At 36.8% G+C, this 25042-nt stretch carries 16 protein-coding genes; 12 read left to right on the top strand and 4 right to left on the bottom strand.

Translation table 11 applies throughout. The features are described 5' to 3' along the window. The first annotated feature begins 2 nt into the window (after positions 1 to 2). From AC2TDL_RS04040 to AC2TDL_RS04000, 9 genes are all read left to right on the top strand, one after another. Positions 3 to 974: a carbohydrate ABC transporter permease gene (locus tag AC2TDL_RS04040; protein ID WP_484698927.1), complete on the top strand. Its 972-nt coding sequence runs from the start codon at positions 3 to 5 to the stop codon at positions 972 to 974. A gap of 107 nt (positions 975 to 1081) precedes the next feature. After that, positions 1082 to 2116, top strand: coding sequence for an efflux RND transporter periplasmic adaptor subunit (locus AC2TDL_RS04035; protein ID WP_484698926.1), 1035 nt, complete (start codon positions 1082 to 1084; stop codon positions 2114 to 2116). An 82-nt stretch (positions 2117 to 2198) separates the two neighbouring features. After that, the gene (locus tag AC2TDL_RS04030) at positions 2199 to 3842 is read left to right on the top strand and encodes a response regulator transcription factor (protein ID WP_484698925.1); all 1644 of its coding nucleotides are present in this window, start codon (positions 2199 to 2201) and stop codon (positions 3840 to 3842) included. A gap of 49 nt (positions 3843 to 3891) precedes the next feature. Further along, complete coding sequence (locus AC2TDL_RS04025) at positions 3892 to 5607, top strand: extracellular solute-binding protein (protein ID WP_484698924.1); 1716 nt, start codon at positions 3892 to 3894, stop codon at positions 5605 to 5607. Between the two features lie 69 nt (positions 5608 to 5676). After that, complete coding sequence (locus tag AC2TDL_RS04020) at positions 5677 to 7407, top strand: sensor histidine kinase (protein ID WP_484698923.1); 1731 nt, start codon at positions 5677 to 5679, stop codon at positions 7405 to 7407. 172 nt (positions 7408 to 7579) lie between these two features. Beyond that, entirely contained in the window at positions 7580 to 9151 is a 1572-nt protein-coding gene (locus tag AC2TDL_RS04015) for a glycoside hydrolase family 43 protein (RefSeq protein WP_484698922.1), read from the top strand. 130 nt (positions 9152 to 9281) lie between these two features. Beyond that, positions 9282 to 11477: an ABC transporter ATP-binding protein gene (locus AC2TDL_RS04010; protein WP_484698921.1), complete on the top strand. Its 2196-nt coding sequence runs from the start codon at positions 9282 to 9284 to the stop codon at positions 11475 to 11477. Further along, complete coding sequence (locus AC2TDL_RS04005) at positions 11477 to 11971, top strand: DUF1854 domain-containing protein (RefSeq protein ID WP_484698920.1); 495 nt, start codon at positions 11477 to 11479, stop codon at positions 11969 to 11971. Before AC2TDL_RS04010 ends, AC2TDL_RS04005 begins: the two co-directional genes overlap by 1 nt. A 43-nt stretch (positions 11972 to 12014) precedes the next feature. Then, positions 12015 to 13550, top strand: coding sequence for a glycoside hydrolase family 43 protein (locus tag AC2TDL_RS04000; protein WP_484698919.1), 1536 nt, complete (start codon positions 12015 to 12017; stop codon positions 13548 to 13550). Positions 13551 to 13677: 127 nt separating this feature from the next. Here the strand turns inward: AC2TDL_RS04000 and AC2TDL_RS03995 are convergent, their stop codons facing one another. The 4 genes from AC2TDL_RS03995 to AC2TDL_RS03980 form a co-directional block, all read right to left on the bottom strand. Continuing rightward, positions 13678 to 14445, bottom strand: coding sequence for a helix-turn-helix domain-containing protein (locus tag AC2TDL_RS03995; RefSeq protein WP_484698918.1), 768 nt, complete (start codon positions 14443 to 14445; stop codon positions 13678 to 13680). Positions 14446 to 14773: 328 nt separating this feature from the next. Further along, entirely contained in the window at positions 14774 to 15439 is a 666-nt protein-coding gene (locus tag AC2TDL_RS03990; RefSeq protein WP_484698917.1) for a DUF2642 domain-containing protein, read from the bottom strand. A 20-nt stretch (positions 15440 to 15459) separates the two neighbouring features. Continuing rightward, positions 15460 to 16839, bottom strand: a complete 1380-nt coding sequence (locus tag AC2TDL_RS03985) for an arsenic transporter (protein WP_484698916.1) — start codon at positions 16837 to 16839, stop codon at positions 15460 to 15462. A 429-nt stretch (positions 16840 to 17268) separates the two neighbouring features. Further along, the gene (locus tag AC2TDL_RS03980) at positions 17269 to 17820 is read right to left on the bottom strand and encodes a hypothetical protein (protein ID WP_484698915.1); all 552 of its coding nucleotides are present in this window, start codon (positions 17818 to 17820) and stop codon (positions 17269 to 17271) included. 322 nt (positions 17821 to 18142) lie between these two features. On the opposite strand from AC2TDL_RS03980, the gene AC2TDL_RS03975 reads away from it, so the two are divergent. From AC2TDL_RS03975 to AC2TDL_RS03965, 3 genes are all read left to right on the top strand, one after another. Further along, positions 18143 to 19975 (top strand): CHASE2 domain-containing protein, encoded by a 1833-nt coding sequence (locus AC2TDL_RS03975; RefSeq protein ID WP_484698914.1) that lies wholly within the window; start codon positions 18143 to 18145, stop codon positions 19973 to 19975. A gap of 117 nt (positions 19976 to 20092) precedes the next feature. Next, complete coding sequence (locus AC2TDL_RS03970) at positions 20093 to 21661, top strand: stalk domain-containing protein (RefSeq protein ID WP_484698913.1); 1569 nt, start codon at positions 20093 to 20095, stop codon at positions 21659 to 21661. A gap of 36 nt (positions 21662 to 21697) precedes the next feature. Continuing rightward, complete coding sequence (locus tag AC2TDL_RS03965) at positions 21698 to 25009, top strand: FecR family protein (protein ID WP_484698912.1); 3312 nt, start codon at positions 21698 to 21700, stop codon at positions 25007 to 25009. The last annotated feature ends 33 nt before the right edge of the window (positions 25010 to 25042 follow it).

Genomic DNA, 25042 nt, shown 5'->3' with positions numbered 1-25042 from the left:
ATATGTTTAGGGGGAATGCGCTGCCAAATGAAAAGTTAAAGCGTGTCTTGTCATTGGAAAGCTGGAAGCGATGGTTATGGTCGTTTATACGGATCATCTTAATTGCAGGACTTTCTTTCATTATTTTGTACCCGATTCTGCAAAAAATTTCTACGGCTTTTAAAGATAAAATTGATTTATATTCACCCATTGTTGTATGGATTCCGATTAACTATTCGCTAGAAAATTTCAAGGATGCTATTCGTATTATGGATTATTGGGAAACATTGCTTAATACGTTTACATTGTCGGCAACGACTACAATACTGACGGCAGCATCCTGTGCCTTGGCTGGTTACGGTTTTGCTAGATTAAAATTTAAGGGGAGCAATTTGCTTTTCGCTGGTGTTATATTAACTATTCTTGTACCGCCTACAACGATACTCATTCCTATATATTTGAACTTAAAGGATTTTACGTTAATGGGGATTATTCCTTTGCTGACAGGTAAATCGGTAAATTTACTCAATTCTTATTGGCCGTTTATTCTAACTTCACTTACGGCTAATTCGCTAAGGGCAGGGTTATATATATTTATTTTTCGGCAATTTTTTAGAGGAATTCCTAAAGAAGTAGAGGAAGCGGCTTATATTGATGGGGCAGGAGTAGGTTCAACATTTTTTAAGATTATGTTGCCGAACGCAGTACCTGCAATTATAACAACGACATTATTTTCCTTTGTATGGCAATGGAACGATAGTTTCTACACAACCACCTATTTGACCTCGAGCAAAGTAATGTCTACGCAATTAGCATCATTACCGTATAATCTCGGGATTCAACTTAACGGTGACCCATCCAAGGCCGATCCTTTCTATCTAAGCATGGTACAGGATACGGGGATATTGCTGGCGATTTTACCACTGATTATCCTTTATCTGTTCGTTCAGCGTTATTTTGTCGAAAGTGTAGAACGTACAGGCATCGTAGGCTAGTGGTATGTTAGTAGAAGGCGCCTTGTGAGAACGTTGAGTTCTTGCAAGGCGCTGTTTTCATTAATTGATAGAAGACAAAAAAAGCGTAAAGGAGATTTTGAATTAACATGGAAAAGAAGAAGTTGTATCCAAAACAATTCCTATTAGGAATTGTTGCAATTATTGTATTGTTGCTTGGAGGCTGCTCGAATTTTTCTAGTAATAAACAGCCGCTACAACCGCCGGTAGTTCAAAAGATTCAGGAAAAGTGGGATACAGTTCAAGCTTCGCGCGGAACGATTGAAACATATCTTCGAGGAACAGCAAACTTTGTATCAACGAAAACAATACCGGTCTATTATAAGGAAATCAATGGTCGTCTCAAAGCTATCTATGTGAAAAACGGAGATAATGTTCAAGCAGGTGATTTAATTGCGGAATTGGAAAACGATGAGCTAGAGATGGCGCTCCAGTTACAGAAGCTAAACGTAGAGCGAGCGGAGCTATATTACAAGCAAGCTATGGAATCAGGGGCGGGAGAAGCTGAGCTGCAACTTAGAAAAATTGAATTAGAACGAGAAAAACTTTTACTAAGCACGGCGGAAAACCATTTGCAACAAGTAAAACTGTACGCACCGATTGACGGAATAGTAACCTTTGTAGAGTCATTAAAGCAAGGCGCTCAGGTTAGTGTGTTTCAAACTATTGCGATGATTTCTGATCCTAGTAATGTAGAGCTTGTTTATACCGCAAATGAACCGAATGAAATGCTTGCGCTCGAAGTTGGAATGTCGGTCACAGTTAAGTATAAAGGAACAGAATATGAGGGCAAAGTTCTTCAGGCTCCGTCAACTGTTCCTACAAGAACTATCGCTGTAAAAGCAGAGCAAAATGCCAAGAAAGCAATCATTGGCTTGAACGAAGGAGTGCAAAACGTACAAATCGGCCACACCGCTGAAATTAGCATTCCATTGCAACGCAGAGAAAATACTGTGATTTTGCCTAAATCAGCAATTCGCTCACATATGGGACGTCATTATGTTCAAATTGTAGAAGGCGAGAGACGTAAGGAAGTGGATATTGAAGCTGGGTTAGCCACATCAACAGAGATAGAAATTGTAAAAGGTGTTGAGGAAGGGCAATTAGTTGTAGTAAGTAAATGAGAATAATAATTTAGAAGGTATTCCTATTAGTGGGATAGAATTGAAATGAATAGATAGTTTAGGCAGCAAAGGAGAAGATAGCGTGTACAGATTGTTAATTGTAGATGATGAGGAGATTATTACAGATTCATTATACGAAGTTTTCAATCAAGCCATGCAAGAGGATCTCGATGTTTGTAAGGCATACTCTGCGAAAGAAGCGCTCAGTTGGTTATCAAGTACGAGAATAGATATTGTATTAACTGATATACGTATGCCAGGCATGAGCGGCATAGAACTGATGGAAGAAATTCACGCTTATTGGCCACATTGCAGAGTAATATTTTTAACTGGTTATAGCGAGTTTGATTACGCATATCGCGCAATTCAAAAATCGAATGTTAGATATTTATTAAAAACAGAAGGATATGGCAAAGTAATTGAAACGATGCAAGAGGTGATTGATGAAATTAATTACGAGCATCAAATTGACAATTTAATTAAGCAATCGCAAGAGCAAAAAAATGAATTGCTGTTAGTTGCACAAAGTGACTATTTTCTCAAAAAAATATTAGGTTATGCAGTTGAATTAGAAGCAAACAATTGCCTTAAATCAATTCCACAAGATTTTGAAAAGTTAAATATAAAGCTTGATGCTGATAAGGAAGTATTAATTGTGCTTGCTCATTTAACACCTCAAAAAAATTTGCAATATTACCAAATGAATGAAAATATTACTTCTGTGAAGTCTATCTGGAATTCTTTTATGTCGCAACAAATTATTTCTGCAGCGACGGTTGACAAATATGGTGATATTGTCTGGTTTTTACAACCTAGCAATGACTGTGAGCCAAGATTTAGTGAACATCTGATTACTTATTGTGAGGGTACATTAGAATTGATTCAACAAACTTGCCAACAATCACTCGGTCTTAATGTATCTTTTATGATGAGTGGTAAGCGCTGCACATGGTCACAGGCTGGAATTCAATATGATCGTTTGCGAAAATTACAAAAGCTGAATGCTGGAGATTGTATTCCAATTATTCAAATCGATCATATTACTCAAGACAATGTAGCAGCTCCGCAGGAGCCGTTTCGTATTAATGCTAAAGTTGAAATTATTAATGCTCATCTGGAAGCGGGCCGCTCATGTGATTTTTTTTCATGCTTTACTGAGGTTGAAACGTATATTTTTGACAAAAATATGAGTGTCTATCGCTCTATGGAAGTATATTATACTTTTGCGCTTCTGCTTTTCTCTTATATGAATCGAAATAATTTGCACAAATTAATAGAAGAGTATAACAAATTAATGCGATTTGACGAACATCAATCAATGAGGGATGCATTTCACTATTTACGCGCTGTAGCAGAAAACATTTTTTCATATAAGTTAATAGACGAACGAGATCGGGCATCAGTTGTTATTGAAAAAATATGCACGTATATACATGAGCATTTAAACCAAGATTTGTCTTTAGTTCGCCTAGCCAAGCTTCATTATTTTAACCCATCATACTTGTCTCGTTTTTTTAAGCAGGAGTGTGGTATGAAAATATCTGAGTATATTGATGAATGTCGACTTAAGCGTTCCAAAGAGCTATTATGCAATGCAGAACTTAAAGTGCGTGATGTAGCCCTGCAAGTCGGATATGAATCAGCACATTCCTTTACGAGATTCTTTAAAAAATCTACAGGCATGACACCGCAAGAATATAGAGATAAATTGATAGAAAATAAATAAACTGACTAATCAATATTGGACTTTATCTACTCTTATTGAGGTGAAATGCATGATTAAATGTTTTCGATTTAAGCTGGTTGTCAAAATAGTGTTAATCGTTACTTTATTAGCCGGATGTACAAGTCGTATTCAAGAAAATAATTATGAGGATACAGAACAAATTGAGGTAAGGTCATCACACTCAATAGAAAATACCGTTTTATATGATGAGCTGGGATTAAGTAAATATGATCCGCCTATTGATGTTTCTTTTGTGAGAGAATTTGGTGCAGATATTGAAAACTTACTCAGCTTTTTGCCAGGTGAAACGTTAGAAGATAATAGATGGACAAGATTATATGAGCAGACGCTCGGTATTCGTATTCACTATGATTGGACGGAGGAAGGGGATTTTTATCGGCAAAAGCTTAATTTTGCCATTGCGTCTGGACAAATTCCTGATATTATAAAGGTTTCTGCAGAGCAGCTAAGAATATTAAACAATGCCGGTTTAATTCAAGATTTAACAAGTGTATATGAACAGTACGCAACGACTTTAACTAAAGCATTTGTTAATCAAGAGGGAAGCGGGCCTATTGATGCTGCTACAATCGATGGAAAGTTAATGGCAATTCCCGAGATCGCTTCTTCAATTGAAGGAGCAATGTATATTTGGCTGCGAACGGATTGGCTAGAGTACTTAGGCCTTGAACCTCCTAAAACAATTGATGATGTGCTTACTATTTCGAAAGCGTTTACTTATTTAGATCCTGATCAAAACGGTGAGGATGATACATTTGGCTTAGCCATTACGAATTACTTATGGGATCCTGTTTTAGGAATAAAGGGGTTTATGGCAGGCTTTAATGCTTTTCCTGAAATTTGGCTAGTTAATGATAATGGAGAGCTTGTTTTCGGCGGAATTCAGCCGGAAGTAAAGACAGCATTACAGACATTGCAAGATATGTATCGAAGCGGGCAGCTTGATCCAGAATTTTCATTTAAAAATGGCTTAAAAGTAGAGGAATATGTGAAAAACAGCAAGATTGGCATGCTTTACGGTGAACAGTGGGCTTCATTTCTTGTTCAGACAAGTCATCAAACAGATCGTGATGCAGCATGGCAGGCATATCCTATTGTGTCGGTAAGCGGAGAACCTGCAAAAGTGCCATTGAAGTTTAGTACGACAAATTATTTTGCTGTTCGCAAAGATTTTGAGCATCCAGAAGCGATTGTAAAATTATTCAATCTGCATCTTGAGAAAAATTGGGGCAAGACTGAAAACTTTGAAACTTATTACAGCTCACCTTATCCTGTATGGAAGCTGTCTCCTGTTACTCCTTTTCCGGCTAAAAAAAACTACTTTGCATATCTGCAGTTAGAGGAAGCAAGTCGTACCGGGGATTGGAGCAAGCTTAACTCAGAAGCAAGGTCAATTAAGAAACTCATTGATATTTATTTTGCTGGTGGCGAAGACAGCTCAACAGGATGGGGGTGGGAGAGAACATATGGCAAGGAGGGGGCATTTTCAATTCTTCATCAATATGTGAAAAATGACCAATTGCTATATGAAGCTTATACTGGAGGACCTACAGAAACGATGATCGAGACACAAAGCATTTTACATGATTTGCAGCATGAAGCTTACATTAATATTATTCTAGGTGATCCGATAGATGAGTTTGATAAGTTCGTAGAAAAATGGAGAAAACTGGGCGGTGATGACATTACAAAAGAAGTGAATGAGTGGTATCGTCAAAACCGACAATTCAGCTCAATCAATTAAACCATTTTACAGATAAGCATATAAAACTGAAAGCTAGTTAAGTAGCTTGAATAAGCGGAGGAAGATCTTTTGATTAAATTACCCGTCACTTCATTTCGCAACACTATATTCTTTCGGTTTTTAATTACATATGTTCTTGTAATTATTCCAATTGTATTACTCGGATTCTATCTTTATTATTGGAGCTACAACAATGCTAGTGAAGACATATCGCGAGCAACTGTTACGCAGCTTAACTATTTTTTAGAAGACTTAGATCGAGAAATAGAATGGATGGAACTGCAGCAATATGATTTACTGCAGGACAATGAGTTGAAAAAGCTATCGTCTACTTGGAAAATGATGAGCAGTGTGGAGAAAAGAGAGAGGGTAGCGTATTTGATGCACCGCCTTACGTCACTAAAAACTAACAGCTCATATATTAAAGATATTACGATTTACATTGAATCAATCAATAAAAGTATATCGGCAGCAAACTCTCTTACAGATCTTAATCGCGAAAGATATCAAGAGCTGGAAACGTCTATGAAGAATAACTCGGAAAGGTTAACTTATTTATGGTCTTCATTACATTTGGTTACGGCTCGATATGGAGGAAAAAAAAGCCAGTCTCCGCTCTATATTATTCAAATTCAATTTGATATGGATCGATTAAGCGAATCTTTGCAGCAAATTAGTCTTTATGATAACAGCGGAGCTTTTCTATTTTCGGAAACAACAGATTTTCGTTTAATGAATAGTGAGGCAGCAGAGTCTTTGGTGCAAAATTACTTGTTGCGTACGAAGGAATCAAGAGACAATATCAAACTGCTCGAGCATAATGAAACCGTTTATCATATTGATAAAGCAAGCTCTGACACTTTAAAGCTATCGGTTGTTTCTTATATCCCAGAACAAACCGTAAAGCGTCCTTTAAGTTTTTTCTATCGTTGGGCATGGTTATTTGTATTAGTATCGATTATTGCTATTGTTACCGTTTCATATTTTACTTATCGCTATATTCATAAGCCATTATTATTATTTGTACAAAGTTTTCGAAAAATGGAAGAAGGAGAGCTAGATCATTTTATTAAGCATGATAAAAAGGATGAGTTTGGATATTTATATACGCGCTTTAATCAAATGCTTATGAAGTTAGCTGGGTTAATTGATCAAGAATTTAAGTTAAAGATGATGATGCAACGTTCAGAGCTGAAGCAATTACAATCGCAAATTAATCCTCATTTTCTTTATAATAGTTTCTTTATTCTTAATTCATTGGCAAAGGTCAATGATGTAGAACGTATTGAGCAATTTACGATTATGCTTGGTGAGTATTTTCGCTTTATTACACGCAATAGTGATGATTTAGTACCGCTAGCAGAGGAGATTAAGCATTCTCGAGTATACACAGAAATTCAACAGTTAAGGTTTTCAAGAAGGATAGCTGTTCGGTTTGATGAACTGCCAGATGAATGCGCCATGATTAAAGTGCCGCGTCTTATTTTACAACCAATCATTGAAAATGCTTACGAGCACAGTCTGGAAAAAAAGGATATGGGAGGAATATTGCGCATTACCTTTGAAAAAACAGAAAAGAACGTTTATCTAGTTGTTGAAGATAATGGTGAGCATTTGACAGATGAACATTTGCAAAAACTTCAGCTTAGTTTAAACCAAGCTGACCAATTTACTGAGATGACAGGGATGATTAATATTCATCGGCGATTAATGCTTACCTTCGGAGAAAATAGTGGTTTGAGGCTGGAAAGAAGCGAGTTAAACGGATTAAAAGTAACCATTTGTATCCATCTAGAGTAACAAAAGGTGAATTGAGTTTAAAAACAGGGGGCTGTTATCATCGCCTCCTGTTTTTAGTTAAATAGAAGAATCTATATATTGAAAGGTGATTATCCACATTTTGACAGGTTGTTATATTGGTTGGAGAACGATACTCTGTTTACTATACGTTGCTTTAAGAGGGAGGGGTCATGTGCAGAAAAAGCAATTGCTCTTAGGAATCTTAATGATTGCAACTGGGCTTATCGTTAGTTTAATAATTATTTTAATTGCCAAAAAGGAGATGAATACTATGAATTATGAAGAGGTTAAAGTTGAATCTAATGTTATCGAAAAGACAGAAGAACAGCCGCTAATTTCTGCAATAGGGAAAGAACTTGGAAATCATAATCCGCTTGTTACATTTAGATTTGGAGCTGATCCATATGCACTTGTGTATGGGGATAGAGTTTATCTGTATATGACAAATGATGTGCTGGAATATGATGAGAATGGTCAAGTGAAAGATAATACGTATAGCACTATTAACAAAATAGCTGTTATCTCCTCTGATGATCTCGTGAATTGGACCGATCATGGTGAGATTAATGTAGCAGGCAGAGAAGGTGCAGCTAAGTGGGCGACACAATCTTGGGCTCCAGCAATTGTACATAAGGTTGTTGATGGTAAGGATAAGTTCTTTCTATACTTTGCCAACAATGCGAGTCATATCGGTGTATTAACAAGTGATAGTCCAATTGGACCGTGGATTGATCCGCTTGGTCGTCCATTAATTACTAGAGAGACAGCGGGTGTTGCAGACGTAACATGGCTGTTTGATCCAGCAGTTTTTGTAGATGAGGATGGGCAGGGCTATATTTATTTTGGCGGCGGTGTTCCAGAAGGAAAAGATGCAATGCCAAACACAGCACGAGTAATGAAGCTTGGTGAAGATATGATTAGTGTGCTTGGAGAAGCAGAGGTCATTCCTGCTCCATATATGTTTGAAGATTCTGGAATAAATAAAGTTGGAGATAAGTATTATTACACCTATTGCTCTAACTTTTATAGCGGTACACGGGAAGCAGGGAGCCCTCCTGCTGGAGAAATTGCGTACATGATTAGCGATTCTCCAATGGGACCATGGACATATGCCGGAACAATTTTGAAAAATCCTGTTCATTTTTTTGGGGTAGGCGGTAATAATCATCATGTTATTTTTCAGTTTCATAACGAGTGGTATATTGCCTATCATGCTCAAACATTAGCTAAAGCTTTAGGAGTGCCTAAGGGGTATCGCTCCACCCATTTAAATAAGGTAAGTTTCAATCAAGATGGAACAATTCAAGAGATCGTTGCGGACTATAAAGGAGTACCGCAATTGAAAGCGTTTAATCCTTACGTTCGAGTAGAAGCTGAAACAATTGGTTGGAGTGCTGGAATTAAGACAGAAGCTCATCCAACTGATAGCGGCAAAAGAATTGTGACTGATATACAAAACGGTGCTTGGATTGGTTTATCCAATGTAGACTTTGGCAGTAACGGAGCCAGCACTTTTACAGCCTCTGTCGCAGGAGGAAGCAAGCCTGCCAGCATTGAGCTGCGTCTGGGCAGTCTTGAAGGAGAATTAATCGGTACATTAGTTGTTCCAGCTTCAGAAAATCATGAGTTTATAGAAATGAAAACCGAAATTTCAAATGCTCAAGGTATACAACATCTATTTCTAGTGTTTAGAGGAGAGCAAACTAGTAATCTTCTAAATCTTGATTATTGGGTATTTGAATAAATAAGTTAGATTATATAAAGCTGAGGAACTGGATAAGGGGCAAGTTCATTTCATTGCAAGTGATGAATCTTTAGCATGGATAAGGGGAATTTAAAAGTGCAATTGATTATGAAGAAGGATGAGAGATGAAATGGCTATGTTGAATACGTTACCACAGCATTTCTGCAATCAACTCAATGAAGAAATCTTATTTAGCACAAAAGTTGACTTAAATTTGAATGGCAAGCTTGCTAATCAATGGCTAGCTATTACGAAAAATGAAGTAGTGATATGGGAGCAAGAGAGCAAGAAAACTAGGAGGCTATTCATTCATACGATTAGGGAAGCGAGAACTGTCAGCAATATAGGCAGTGGCATGCTGATCATCGATACAAAAGAGCAGAATAGCATCGTTTTTTCTCGCTATACTTCTTCGCAGACATCAGCAATGAGCTTTGCAGCTAAGCTAATTTCAGCACTTGCACAAGAAAAAGAATTGCCTCTTTTATCAAGCAAAGATTTACCACGTTATTGTGATAAATGCAACCGTCCATTAGAGGAAAGCAGTCAAGTTTGTGAGTTTTGTACGAGCAAGAAATATGCTGCTTTGCGGATGTTGAACTATTTGCAGCCATACAAGCTTCAAGGGGTTATTGCTGTTTGTTTGCTTATATTATCCACAATTATTGAACTTGTTCCACCTTATCTTACGAAGATCTTAGTTGACGATGTGCTTCAGCCACAACGAGCTGACAATCTGTTTATTATCGTAATCGCAGCATGGGCAATTACACTTCTTGTTATGTCGGCGATGCAAGCGTTGCGCGGTTATATTGGGGTGACGATTAGTTCAAAACTTATGGGCGATATTAGACATGAGATATATCAATCGCTCTTAAAATTATCTCTTGCTTATTTTGATAGAAGACAAACCTCTCAATTTATTAGTCGAGTTAATAATGACGCAGAAGCAATGCGTCAGTTTATGACAGACGGTGTCATTTACATTGCAGGTCATTTGCTGCGATTTCTATTTATTCTTATTATTATATTTTCACTTGATTGGAAGCTGTCGTTGCTCGCATTAATTCCAATACCATTCTTAGTGCTAATGTCCATAATAATCTGGCCTAAAGTTGGTCATCGTTTTTATCAACAATGGCAATCGATCTTTCGCTTAAATACGTTAGTCGGTGAAACATTACAAGGAATCCGAGTTATTAAAGCTTTCGGGCAAGAGAAGTTAGAAATGGCTCGTTATAAAGCTGCTAACGAACAAGTAGTTAAAAATGATTTTCGCGCCGAAAAAATGTGGCAATATTTCTTTCCTGCATTCAGCTTAATTACAAGTTTCGGTACGATTATCATTTGGTATATCGGAGGGCAGCAAGTATTGGATAATGGCCTTCAACTGGGTAAGTTACTCGCATTTGTTGCATATTTGGGTATGCTGTTTGGACCGATCCAATGGCTTAGCCAAATGATCAACTGGACGAGTAGAGCATTGACTGCATCTCATCGCATTTTTGAAATTTTAGATACACCATCTGAGGTCCCAGACGACCCTAAAGCAGTTAAACTGGATAAAATTAAAGGAGAGGTTGAACTGCGTAATGTAACCTATGGCTATGAAAAGCATTTACCAGTACTGAAAGACATTAATTTGAAAGTGAAATCAGGAGAGATGATTGGAATCGTCGGTCATTCAGGTGCAGGAAAATCTACACTTATCAATTTACTTTGTCGCTTTTACGATGTCGATGAAGGCATAATTACGATTGATGGAATTCCGATTCGCAGTATCGCACAAAGCGAATTGCGGCGTCAAATTGGTGTAGTCTTGCAGGAAACTTTTTTATTTGACGGTACAATCGCTGAGAATATTGCATATTCTAAGCCTGATGCCTCACCAGAGGAAATTATGAATGCTGCTAAAATTGCCAATGCACATGAGTTTATTCTTAGATTGCCAAATGGCTATGATACACGTGTTGGAGAGCGTGGACATAAGCTTTCAGGTGGAGAAAAGCAAAGAATAGCGATTGCACGGGCGATTATTCATGATCCGAAAATATTAATTTTAGATGAAGCAACAGCTTCAGTTGATACAGAGACTGAGCGAAAAATACAAGACGCTCTAGCTAATTTAGTTAAAGGCAGAACAACCTTCGCGATTGCCCATCGTTTGTCTACACTTCGAAATGCAGATCGGCTTGTTGTGCTTGATCGCGGCAAACTAGTTGAGCTTGGCACGCATGAAGAGTTGCTAGCGAAGCAAGATGGTGTTTATCGAAAGCTTGTTGAGGCGCAAATGGAAATGTCAAAAATAAGAGGAGTGGTCACATAATGCAAACTAACAATATTACCATTCTTCTGCCTGAAGATGTTTATTTGTATAGAGATACAGGTGGATTGCTGCATGGTGTAATTAAGGGAAAGAAATATGATGAGTTATTGCTTTATCTAGCTTTTCCGATTGTATACCCAAACTCTTATGTGTCCATTCACACTAAAGAAAATATAGAGCTTGGTGTCGTAAGAGAGCTAACTGAACTAGATAATCATAGTGCTGAGATTATGAAAGAAGAGCTGGAGCTTCGTTATTTTTTGCCGAGAGTTACAAGGATTGATTCAATAAAGAAAAGGTCAGATTTATGGTTTTGGGAGCTGCAAACCCATCTTGGACCTATTTCATTAATAATGAGAAACTTGCATGAGTATATTCAAGTTATTGGGGATAAGCGAATTATTTTGACGGATTTAGAAGGTAGACGTTGTGATATTCCAGATTGGGTTCAACTAGACGAACATAGTAAAAAGTTGTTGAAAGATATTTTATAGGAATGGGCTTTTGTGTCATATATGCTAAGAAGGAGAGTTCTACATGAATAAAGCAATTATTCATAATCCTATCATTTGGGCAGATGTACCTGATCCAAGTGTTATTACAGTTGGAGATAAATTTTATATGGTAAGCACCAGCATGCATGCGATGCCTGGCTGCCCCATTATGAGATCAGCAGACTTAGTTAATTGGGAAATTGTTAACTATGTATTTGATACGCTTGAAAACAATGACGGACATAACTTAATTAACGGAAAGCATATTTATAGCAAAGGCTCATGGGCAGCTTGTTTACGTGAACATAAAGGAATTTTTTATGTGTGCTTTTCAAGCCTAGATATCTCTCAATTTTATATTTATCGTACTGACGATATTGAACAAGGGAAATGGCAGCGTACTGTTATTAAGCAATTATTCCATGATCCAAGTTTACTATTTGATGGTGAGCGAGTATTTGTCATTCACGGTAATGGGAATATTCGGATTACCGAATTAAACGATAAGCTGACAGAGGTAAAAGCAGGAGGAATTAATCAGGTATTACTTGAAGCTAAAAGTGAAGGAATGGCTCTTCGTGCCGAAGGATGTCACGCTTATAAAATAAATGGATTATATTATTATTTCTTTATTGAATGGCCGCGAGAAAATAACAAGCGTCGCAGACAAATATGTTATCGATCAGAAAATTTACTTGGTCCGTTTGAAGAGAGAATTGTGTTAGACGATAATATGGGCTATCGTAATCATGGTGTCGCACAGGGCGGTATTTTTTCAACACAAAATGGTCAATGGTACTCTATGTTGTTTCAGGATCATGACGCAGTAGGAAGAATCCCCGTTGTACTTCCTGTTTATTGGCAAAACAACTGGCCAATATTTGGGATTGAAGGAACGGTGCCTAAAGTGTATGAGACTGAGCTGCCCTATACGCCAACTTCACCGATTGTATGCAGTGATGAGTTTGAATACTTAGAAAATAAGCTGTCATTGCAATGGCAATGGAATCACAATCCAGACAATGCGTTATGGTCAGTTACTGAGCGTGCAAGCTATTTACGTCTCAAAACAGGCGCTGTCATAGACAGTGTCTTAAAAGCAAAAAATACGTTAACGCAGCGAACTGAAGGACCAGCATGCATTAGCGAGGTATTACTGGATACGTCTAATATGCAGGAAGGAGATCATGCAGGCCTAATTGCGCTGCAATATGAATTTGGAACAGTTGGTATAAAAGTTGAAGCGGACGGTAAACGAAGTGTAGTAATGACACTTAATGATAGTACTGGAGTAGAGCGAGTTATTGAAGCAATATCGTATGAGTCCAAGCTAATTAATTTAAAAATTGAATATAACTTTGTCGATAGCATTGATGAGGCTCGCTTTTACTATGCATGTGAGCAGGGAGATTGGCAAGCAATTGGACAGACTTTGCATATGAAATATCGACTTGAGCATTTTATGGGGTATCGCACAGGCCTGTTCAATTATGCAAGCAAGCAAAGCGGAGGTTTTGCTGATTTTGCTTATTTCCGTCACTATAAGCTAGTTGACGGAGAATACAAGCTTATTAAGTAATAGAATAATTAATTAATGAGAAGGTCCCTGAAGGTCATTCAACCGATTAATAAACGTACGCCCAGGAATATTGTTGGCTATTCCTGGGCTTTATCATCTTAAATTCAAACTTCTATGTAAAAACGTATTAATTAGCACGAGAAAGCTCATATTTCTTTCGATATTCGTTAGCACTAAAACCAGTATATTCTTTAAACTTTTTGTAGAACCAATCAATTTCACTATAGCCAATTTCGTTAGCGATTTCATAAATTTTTAGATCAGTCTTTTTCAAAAGCTGCTTTGCTTTTTCCATCCGTTGCTGCAGCAAGTATTCATTAAAGGACATCTTTTCGTAAAGTTTAAATTTCTGACCTAAGTAGGCACTGTTAAAGTGAAGCTCTCTTGAGATTTGCTTTAGTGTAATATTATGACGCAGTTCAGATTGTACGTAACGTTTAACAGTATCAATGACCGCTTTTGCAGAGTTATTTCCTTTTTTAGTTGTTGTTGCAGAAACAACCAGCGTATTAGAAAAGAACTCTTTCTCAATTTTCTTTTTTACTGCATTTATACTTGATGTAAGTAAATTCTTTTGTATTGGCTCTGTTAAATAATCACTGATTTGATAAGTGAGAGCTTTTCTTGCTAGTCGGAAATCATTTTTTCCACCTAAAAGTATGATAGGGATTTGGCTATGCTGACGAATACGGCTGCAAAGTACAAGTCCACTGGAATTATAATTGCGCATATTAATAATGACTAATGAAAAATATTGATCATTAAGAAGTTGAAGGGCTTTATCAAACTGACTAACGCTGGCATTAATACGGAAGTTAGAAGTGCAGGAATGAATTAGCTTTGAGGTTTCATTAATTGTAACTTGATTAGGATCAACCAGAAGTACGCTATACATAAAATGATTCCTCCTTCTAATGTATAATCCTATTGATTTCAGTGTCAGCAATAAAATGAATACGCTTTAATTATGGGAAATAATATCGCGCTAAACAATGTTCAAATCTTTGCTTTTGCTACATTTCTTTACTTGTTGGAGAGCAAAAAAATAGAGAGAATTTTCGTTTCTATTTATCTAAAAACAGGCGGGTAATAAACTATATTTAGGCAGGTTGTAATAAGAGAGATAACGTAATAAAATATAAAATCAAAAAAAGAACTCTGAAGTTTCGCTTTATAGCGCCTTCGGAGTTCGTTCCTATTAATATAAAAGGTAGATTTCTCTTCTATATTTGCTTAGGTGAATGCACGGTTTTTATATGATGCACATTTAACATAATACTCTCCCCTTTGCCAACAATTAACTCGGCAAAGTTTCCTTCGATTTTATTTAGCAAGCCAATTTTGTTAGGATTTGCTCCTAGGTCAAAAATGACAAGTTCACCAATAAGCTTTTGTAGCTGATCTTCAAAGGAACGAGCCAATGGGAGCACGGATGGGTTAACTGGCAACTGCGCACGTTCAATAGAAAAAGGTGTTTGATTATCGGAATATGGAATCAACCACTTCATATGATACATTGGAATATACGTTGTTTTATATATTGGCGAATAGAACACAAAATAATTGTTCATGATAGCAGTAACGTAACCGTGTAAGGATAATGCCCCTGAGACATATACTTCAATAAACTGTCCGCGAGCATGCTGTAAAATGTTACGGTACGACAATTTATTTGCTTCCTCATACGGGATGGAAGTTAGGCTTTCTATTTCTTCATCGGGATTTTCATTTCTTTTAATATTTTGTACATGCAGTGTAGGGATATAGATGAAGCTGCTGCCATTATATATAACGATAATATCTTGCCCAATATCAATTAATATACCTGTATGCTTTTTCTCCCCTGAAACTTCAATACTAGTTGTTTTATTTAATAATGATTGTAACATGACCACGTATTCACCTCAGATTAATAAAATATTTCCAGCCATGCATATAAGCAAAGTAAACTAATGAATAAAGAAATCGGAATTACAAATAACGTTGTTTTAATATATTTAGACCACGAAAAAGGAATATGATTTTTTTTAAGAATATGCATCCAAATTAACGATGCCAGCGTTCCCATTGGCAGAACAAGCGAACCGATGTCAGCGCCGATAATACTTGCAAAGTAGCCAGCATGAAGTAGCGAAGGCTCTAAATTCATCCCTGTAATTGCCATCGTTCCGATCATGACTGAGGGCAGATTATTAAATAGATTTGACATAACGGATAACAAAATGCCGATAACGAAAATGGTATTAAAACGATTTTCAGTGACAATGCTGCCTAACTGGTTCACGATAATATTAATTAAGCCGGCGTTATAAAGTCCGTACACAATAATATACATACCTAATGCAAAAACAAGGATATGCCAAGGTGTTTTCTTCACAATATCTACTGGAGTAATTCCTTTTTTCATCCATCGCAGCAAAATTAAGCAACTTGCACCAACAATCGCAGGCCATTCAGTTGAAATTCCTAATGGTTGCAATACAAAAAAGCTAATTCTAGTTAAGATTAGGATTAGGATGCATAGAATAAACATTTGCCAATCGACTGGATCGATAGGTTGCGCACGAATTGGTCCCATTAAAGGATGAATACGTTTTGCTCTTACAGGATTAGCAGCAGGCATTTGTTGCCAATTTTCTTTTTTAATGAGAATGATAGGGATATGTTTCGGGATATTTTTTCTAAAATAAAAAAAGATGAGCAAGGAAATGGATAGCAGGCCGATCATTGCTGGAATAAGCATCATCGTAGCATAAGCAACAAGGTCTAACCCAACAATCTTTAAAGAGATTAAATTAGCTAGGTTACTTACTCCAATTGGCGCACTTGCGCCAGTAGCAATAAGTGCTCCGGAGAGCAAATAAGGTATTTTCTGATGTGGTTTAAAATTTAATACGTTTAAAGTATTAATAATAATCGGTGTTGTAATTAATATGCTTCCGTCATTATTAAAAAACATTGTCATTAGAAAGCAAAGTGCATTGATATACCAAAACAATGCTCTCCCCGAGCCTTGTGATCTTATTGCTAAGTTAAATGCTGCCCACCTAAAAAATCCTACACTTTCTAGCACGATGGACATAATAATTGTTGATAAAATCGTTATAGCAGCTCCATTTACGATTCCAATAATCTCAATAATATCCGTTAGGCTCACCATGCCAAATATGAATAAGATGAAGGCTCCTATGGATACATAACCTGCTTCAGGGATTTTAAATGGTCGTAAAATAAGTAAGGCTAAAATAACAACAAATAAGCTGCCTGTAATTATTAGTGATTCAGTCATTGCTTCTCGCCTCACGATATGATTTTGTAATATTGGAATCGCTATTTTTTTGATTAGCTGTATAGGCTATCTGATTTTGATTTATAGGTTTGGGCATGAGTAAAAGAAATAATATAAAGCCAAGTATCCCTAACAGAACAATTAAAAAGATCAAGCTACTTCCTCCTTAACCTCATTGTTGGGTGCCTGTAATTATGTGACGATTACACCGCAGGGACAATGGTGGGGGGATTAAAATATACAGTATGTATACGAGCACGGAGAAGAAATTGAAATAATGAAATAACCTATTTTAGTTAAAACTCCACTTATATCCTACTGATTGTTCTACTAAGGTTTGTCAATTTCTGAAAGTAAAAAATAAACCAGACAAATGTCTGGTTAAGGGCTAACAATCATTGCACATATCATCTTTTAAAGCAAGTGCTTCTAGTGCTTTCTTCTTGCTACTTTAAAGGCAGCAGATTTGTTCGTATCTTTTTTCTTGTTATGATCGTGTTTATGATCATGTTTTTCCTCTTGATTGTGTTTACCTTTATATTGATTGATAAGTCTGAGTGAAGGTGTAAAGCTTTTAATATGCTCGGTAAAGATAAAAATCGTTTCTTTGTTATCAATTAGTGTAATGTAATCCCGATTTACTTGATTAAGCACCCCTATAATACTTTCTGGACCGCCACGGTTAATTTTAATTAAGCGCCCTTTTTTAGAGCGTAAAGCATCCAAGAAAGAGGAATACTTTTTAAGCTTCCAAAGGAGTTTTGGGCTGTGCTCTTTTCTGATGTGAGGCTTGTGTGGTCTATCAAGCTGAGTGATGCTTTTAATATGATCACGTTTGTAATACACAACACCCTCATGTTTTACAAAGATAACAATGTAATCATTTTTTACGGCTAATAATATGCCCTCACTTGATTCTGGTCCGCCTCTGTTAACTCGTACGAGCTTGCCGACAAGGTTAGATATATGACCGCTGTACATTGATATACACCTCTTTTTTTATTAATGACACATATTGCATGATACGTGCACTGCATGGACAATGACATAAATAAATTAGCAATTACGTAAAAATCCGCATCAGTCTAGATGAAGGGTCTCTCCTGCAAGAAACATAAATCCCTCAATTTTTTTCTTTAAAAATACGTTGTTATATATGTTGTTTAAATTGATTAAGTAAAATTATTAGTGAGTAATGCCACATTTATAAATTTATAGAAATATTTCTATTGACGATAGTATTGCAACAATTAATAATGGAATAAATGCAAAAAATAAATAATGTTTAGAAAGTTGGGGGAGTTTGAAAGCTTCATTAAGAGCTACTTTTATTACAATAAATCTATTGCTAATTGTTCTCGTTATATTTGGTTATTCATTTCATTTATTTCAGAAATTAGAGTCAATCCTTTATGACCATAATATGAAAGAGACAGCTAACCACAATCCAGACCCGCATATCGTAATTGTTGCTATCGATGATGCATCAATTGAAGAACTTGGAATATTCCCTTGGGATCGCTCGATTTATGCGTCTCTTCTATCAACAATCAATGAGCCGGGTTACGAACCTAGTGCAATTGCTTTTGATATTGTATTTGCTGATGCTAGTAATGAAGAAAGCGATATGATGTTTGCAGAGGCATTAGCTTCATATTCCAATGTTATTTTGCCCGTTGTAGGAATTACAGCAGGCGATGTTTTCCGCACAAGTAATGTAAACAGCGAACGTTTTTTAGAAGTAAATTCGGTTGTCTATGCATATGAACCCTTCTCTGTTCATACAGAAAATGCCCACATTAATCGAGTGTCAAGTTATGATGGAGTCATTCGTCAAGTATTTCTGCATATTCAATCGCCAGAAGGCAACTTGATTCCTTCATTAGCTTATAAAGCAGTGGAGATGACAGGAAAAGATTTAAGTTACTATAATGACTGGTCAGAACGAGTAAAAACTAGTGACAAGTATCCAAAAGGAACAATGACGATTGACTATAATGCAGTGACAGATGATTTCTTGACAGTTTCATTTATAGATGTTCTGTATGGCAATATTCCTCCCGAGACATTCCAAGATTCAATTGTATTTATAGGTATGACTGCGACTGGGCTTTCAGGTGAAAGCGGCCAAGATGCTGGTACAACACCAATTGAACGAGATGCTAGACTTGTCTATGTACACGCAAATATAGCAAATCAATTATTAGAGGGTACCGCAATTATCTATGCGCCTAATTTCTTTGAAATATTGCTTATCATTGTTGGAAGCTTAATCTTTATGTGGCTGCCATGGCAGTTCAAAAATCAATACACCTTTATTATTGCTGTTATAACGATTGGGATATTATATGCTTTGCAGTTTTGGTTGTTTGCAAAATTAAATTATCAGTTAAGTGTTATTTATTCCATTGCAGCAATTGTTATTGTCTATATCTTTAATGTGTCACTTAAGTCATATAAAGAGCAGCAGCAAAAAAACTTTGTTACCCGTCAATTTGGACGCTATATCTCTCCAGACTTAGTAAAAAGCATAATTGAGCAAGGAATCGATATTCAGCTTGGCGGTATTTCAAAGCGGATTACGATTCTCTTTCTTGATATTCGTGGATTCACTTCATTATCTGAAAAGCTCTCTCCCGCTGAAGTAGTAGACATTTTAAATACTAAGTTTACGCTGATCACAAATACAGCTCTGCAATTTAACGGGACGATTGATAAATTCATTGGTGATGCCGCAATGATTCTTTTCAACGCTCCTTTAGATGTAGAGGAGCATGAGCGTATGGCTGTGCTAACAGCGTATCATATTCAGCAAAATTTAAAGCCGATTCGCGACCAAATTTTAGAGAAGTATGGAGTTGAAGTAGCAGTTGGGATTGGAATTCATACTGGAAATGTGGTCATTGGTAATATCGGCTCATATTTGCGAATGGACTATACCGCAATAGGCGATGCCGTTAATACAGCTTCACGAATTGAATCAGGAACGACTGCAGGACAAATTTTAGTATCTGAGGATATATTTGAAGTAACAAAGGAGTATTTCCATTACAGTAAAGGAGAAGCGAAACTATTTAAAGGCAAAACCAAACCAATTCAGATTTATGAGCTAGTTGGATTAAAGGAGACTATCTAAAGTCTTAAAAATGAGAGCTAGATTACTGAAAATTATGTACGCACATTTTATACTTACACTAAACTTAGCATTGCTGTAAGCTTGCACAATGTTAGGTCATGATAGGAGGATGTTATTATGAAAAGAGCATTGCAAAAAGTTGCTGCTCTAGCAATCTGCTCTGCAAGTTTAATACTGTCATCTACAGCGAGTGCCAGCGGATTAGAACTTAGCAAAAAAGGTTTATATGAGATGCGGACATTGGCGGGAAATTTTCAACAGGGCTTTGCCGATGGAGCATCTAGAACAAGCAATTTGTTTGAGCCAACCTCATTACTTCAATTAAATGATGGAAGTATTTTAATTAGTGACTCTTCTAATCATCGTCTACGCTTGTTAAAGAATAATAAACTGTTAAGCTATAGCGGTTTAATATTTGATTTTGACGATCGAGGCTTTCCAGTTGGTGCCTATAATGATGGAACCAATGAAACAGCATTCTATCATTTTCCAAGCGGTATAACGCAAGATGGGCATGGCAATATCTATGTAGCTGACAGTGAAAATCATAGTATACGTAAAATAACTCCACAAGGAGAGGTAACAACGCTAGCAGGTAATGGATTTCCAGGTGATCAGGATGGAATAAAGCAAAATGCTCGCTTTTTTAACCCTTCTGATGTTGCTGTAGATCAAGACGGAAATGTTTACGTTGCTGATACATTAAATCATCTAATTAAAAAAATAGATGTTAATGGGAAAGTAACGACTTTAAATATGCGTTCAAATCGTGTTGCCGAAATCTATCCTGGTATAGTTGAGAATAGCGGGGACTTTAGAGATGGACCATTATCTCAAGCTTTATTTAATGAGCCTAGAGGTTTAGCGATTGACGACAAAGGTAATTTATACGTGAGCGATACTGGCAATCAACGTATCCGTTATATAGATTTTGCTAGCGGCACCGTTAGCACAATTGCTGGAGGTGGTCAATACGATGCGAACTCACTGTATGTAGCGGGAGATTATGTCGATGGTACTGTAGATAAAGCTAGATTCTCAAGTCCTATAGGATTAACTGTTGCTCATGACGACTCAATTCTAGTAGCGGATCGTAGCAATCATGTAATTCGTGTAATTAAAGATGGGGAAGTTTATACAATTGCTGGTCAAGCAACTGAATACGGGAACGATGACGGTATTTTATCCGCTGCATATCTTGATGAGCCTACTGATGTTATTGAATTATTCGATGGTTCACTAGCCATTGCAGATTCAGGCAACAATAAAATTCGCATTGTGCAACGTTATCAAGCTCCAGAGCATCAAGAAGATGGGAATATTCACGTTATTATTGATGGAAAGCTATTACAAAGTGATGTAGCTCCGCAACTAAAAAATGGGCGCACTTATGTACCATTGCGTGCATTAGCTGATCAATTAGGGTATAAGGTCAGCTATGATACCAACAGGGCTCAAGTTAGCTTAGTAATAAATAATCAGCAATCGTTTATTTTTGCAGAGAACGGTGCTAACGCTATGAAAATAGATGGTGATAATGTACAAACACTAGATGAAACTGGCATCATATATCAAAATCGATTGCTAGTTCCAATCCGCTTTATTACTGAACAGCTTCAATATGATGTTGAGTGGGATTCAGAGTATAAGCATGTTGTTGTTCGTACTCCAATTTTCAATGAATAGATTTGAATGTAAGTATAGGGAGGGGAAGACAAGTCGATGAGGATGAGGATAAAAAGAAAGCTTATAGCTGCATTTACACTAATGTTCGCGGTTGTAACGCTGATGGGTAACGTTGGTTTAGTGGAAGCAGCAGATACCTCGCGCGTAGCGGTTATTACGAAGCTAGAAGGCACGGTAGAGGTGCAAAAATCTGGCGGTAAGAAGACGCTAAAAGGATTTAAAAATATGAGTTTAAACGAAGGGGATATTGTTTCCACTAGCAATAAAAGCAGTGTGGAATTAAAATTCTCTAACGGCACTTCTAAGGATGATACGCTTGTTTTAGAAAGTAATACGACGGTAACATTTAGTAAACTGACGACTCGTAATGGCACGACAACAAAAGTAAAAATGAAAAGCGGTAAAGCATGGGTTGATGTTAAATCAATTGAAAACAGTTCAGATGAGTTTGAACTTGAAACACCAACTTCAATAATGGGTGTTCGTGGAACAAATTTTTTTGTTGGAATTGATCCGAACACTGGAAAAACAGTTCTTGCTGTGTTAGCAGGGGTTGTCGTTTCCTCATCGTATACAGATAATTATAGGGATTATAATTATGTTTACCCTACACAAATCTTATATAATGACGGAATTAATGAGCTTATTGGAACGATCTCAAATGATACGCTTGCTCAATTATTGCAGCAAACTACACCAGTGGTCATGGAATCGATCATTGCTAATTTAGAGAAGATTCAAGCTGAAAATATAGACTATTTAAAGCGATTAAACGATAACATTGATAATGATGCAAGATATGATTTGGAAAGCTGGCTTGATGATAAGACTATTAAAGCACTTAAGCAAAATATGTTAAATATTGCAGCCGCTCTACTTAAAGAAGCAGTAAATAAGAATTTAATTACTGAGCAAATGCAAGCGGAATTGCTAGAGAAATTGTATGATAATCGAAATTATGATAAATCTCAATTAATTAGTGACAAGAAGAATAGTAATTTTGATTTTGTACTTAATAAAAAAACAGAAGAAATGCTTGATGAATTAGCAAAGCAAAAAGAAACGAGAAACAGCATAAACGAGCAGGCTAAGGCACAAAAAGAAGCGCAAAGGAAAGCGTTGGAAGATGAAAGACAGAAGCGTGAGCAAGAGGCTCTAGATAGACATTTAAGCACACTTACTGAGGCAGAACGGGAGGCTTTTCTGAAATCACGTGAACAAGTGATGCAATCAGCTTCACCAACACCAGTTCCGACGACTTCATCGTCACCAACAAGACCTACAACACCGACACCAACGCCGACGCCGACGCCAAGTCAGCAGATTGTTGATGCAGCTTTACCTATCATTAACATGCAGCCAACAGATCAAACAGTAACACTTGATGAACCAGTTACACTTAGCATTGAAGCGGCTGTAACAGATGAAGGTACGCTTTCTTATCAATGGTATGTCAATGCTGTAAATAGCAATGAGGGTGGAATAGCAGTTCAGGACGCGACAAGTGCAACCTATAGCGTACCGACAAATGAAGTTGGAACAAATTACTACTATGTCGTTGTTACAAATACAAATAGTAATGTGAATGGCAATCCAATTGCAAAGATAAGCAGTAATACAGCAAAAGTTACAGTTGAGCCAATCATAAATGCGGCTGAACCTGAGATTGTAACTCCACCAGAAGATAAAATAGCATTTTTAGGGGAGTTGGTTACATTAACGGTAGAGGCTAGTTCGCCTGATGGCGGTACATTAACATATCAATGGTATGTAAATGATATTGACAGCAATGAAGGCGGAGAAGCAGTTCCTGGAGCAACGAGTGTATCATTTGTTGTGCCTACAAATATCGTTGGAACAAGCTATTATTATGTAGTAGTCACAAATACGAGAAACGGCATTTCTGTTAGTACGACTAGTGATACAGCAGAAGTAGTAGCAACTCCACCATTTGCGATTTATTTGGATGGTACAAGAGCAACTCCAGAGTTAGATTACAGTTTTATTGGTGTAAACTATAAATATCAATTGGATGAAAATATTTCAATCAATACTGGTAGCGAAATGATTTATATTGAATCGAAAAGCAGCACGTATGTGATAACTGATGTTACAGTAGATTCCAACAATCCATCGTATTCGTTATCAGAAAATAACGGTGTATTTTCAGGACATATTCCGATTGGTAATTTTTCTCTAATCATTACGATGGAAAACTCTTCTCATACAGAGGAATTTGTAGTGCATGGTGAAAGTGTAGATAACCGTTCGCCTTGGGATATAGTGAGTTCTCCGTTTACAGTTAATCTCGTGGGACTTGATAGTTCAACAACGGAATTTAATCCAGTAAAAGTAGCTGGTACGAATGAGTATATCTTATCTGAGTCAGTAATCGTTGAAAATGGAGACTATTTGCAGTTTGCAGCCATTAACAGCGATTTTACGATTACAAAAGTAACGCCAATTTTATCTGATATGACCGAAGAGATTCCTGTTCAAAATGGCTTCTATAATGTAGAGCTAGCTCCAATTTGGACAAAATTAGAGTTTGTTATTGATGTTGAACATGTTAATGCAGGGGCTGAAAGCTTTAGATTAACTGTGATGACTCGTTCTGTCCCTGTAGGCTGGGAAACGCTAGAAAAACCAATCAGCATTTCAATGACGGACAATAACAATGCAAATGGTATGCCAATTGACTATAACCACTCTCCATATGGTTATGAGCTTGTAGTTGTTAATGATTCAATTTTTGCACTTGAAGGTACTAAAATTTGGATTTCAAATGATTCAAATGAGTACTCTATTACTGGAGTAGTATTCAATTACAATGGTCAAAGCATGCAAGCGGAAGTTGACGATAACAAATATTATTTCGAACTTCCTACTGATACGACTCAATTGATTGCTGAAGTCACTTTAGAGCATCCTGACTTTGGCAGCACAACGTTATATCTCGAATTTATGGTCGAACTTGATCCTGAACTCTACCCTATATCAATTTTTAAATCAAGTGACGACTATCCATTTGATCAAGGCTCGCCGGCAAACTATGGAAGCACCGAGGATAATAATCAACAGTATGAACGAGTACTAACGATAGATGGTGACTTATACGTTTATAATGATAATCCTGAGTATATGTATATTATCTCTAAATTTAATGAGATTGTTTCCATTGAGTATGAGAGCCAGGGAGCATGGGAAGCAATACAAGAGTATCAAGCTGGCGAATATGTTATTCCGTTAGATATCGATGGCGGCTTCCAATATCGTATTACAGTTCGGGATAATGTAAACTCGCAACTGAAGCAATATCTCCTTACAGGAACTGTAACCTTTATATAAACGTTAACATTAATGAGAAAAGAGCAGTTGCAA

This window comes from Paenibacillus sp. plas6, from assembly GCF_057221655.1.
The sequence above is the reverse complement of the archived record's forward strand: the minus strand, read 5'-3'. Positions and strand labels throughout refer to the sequence as shown.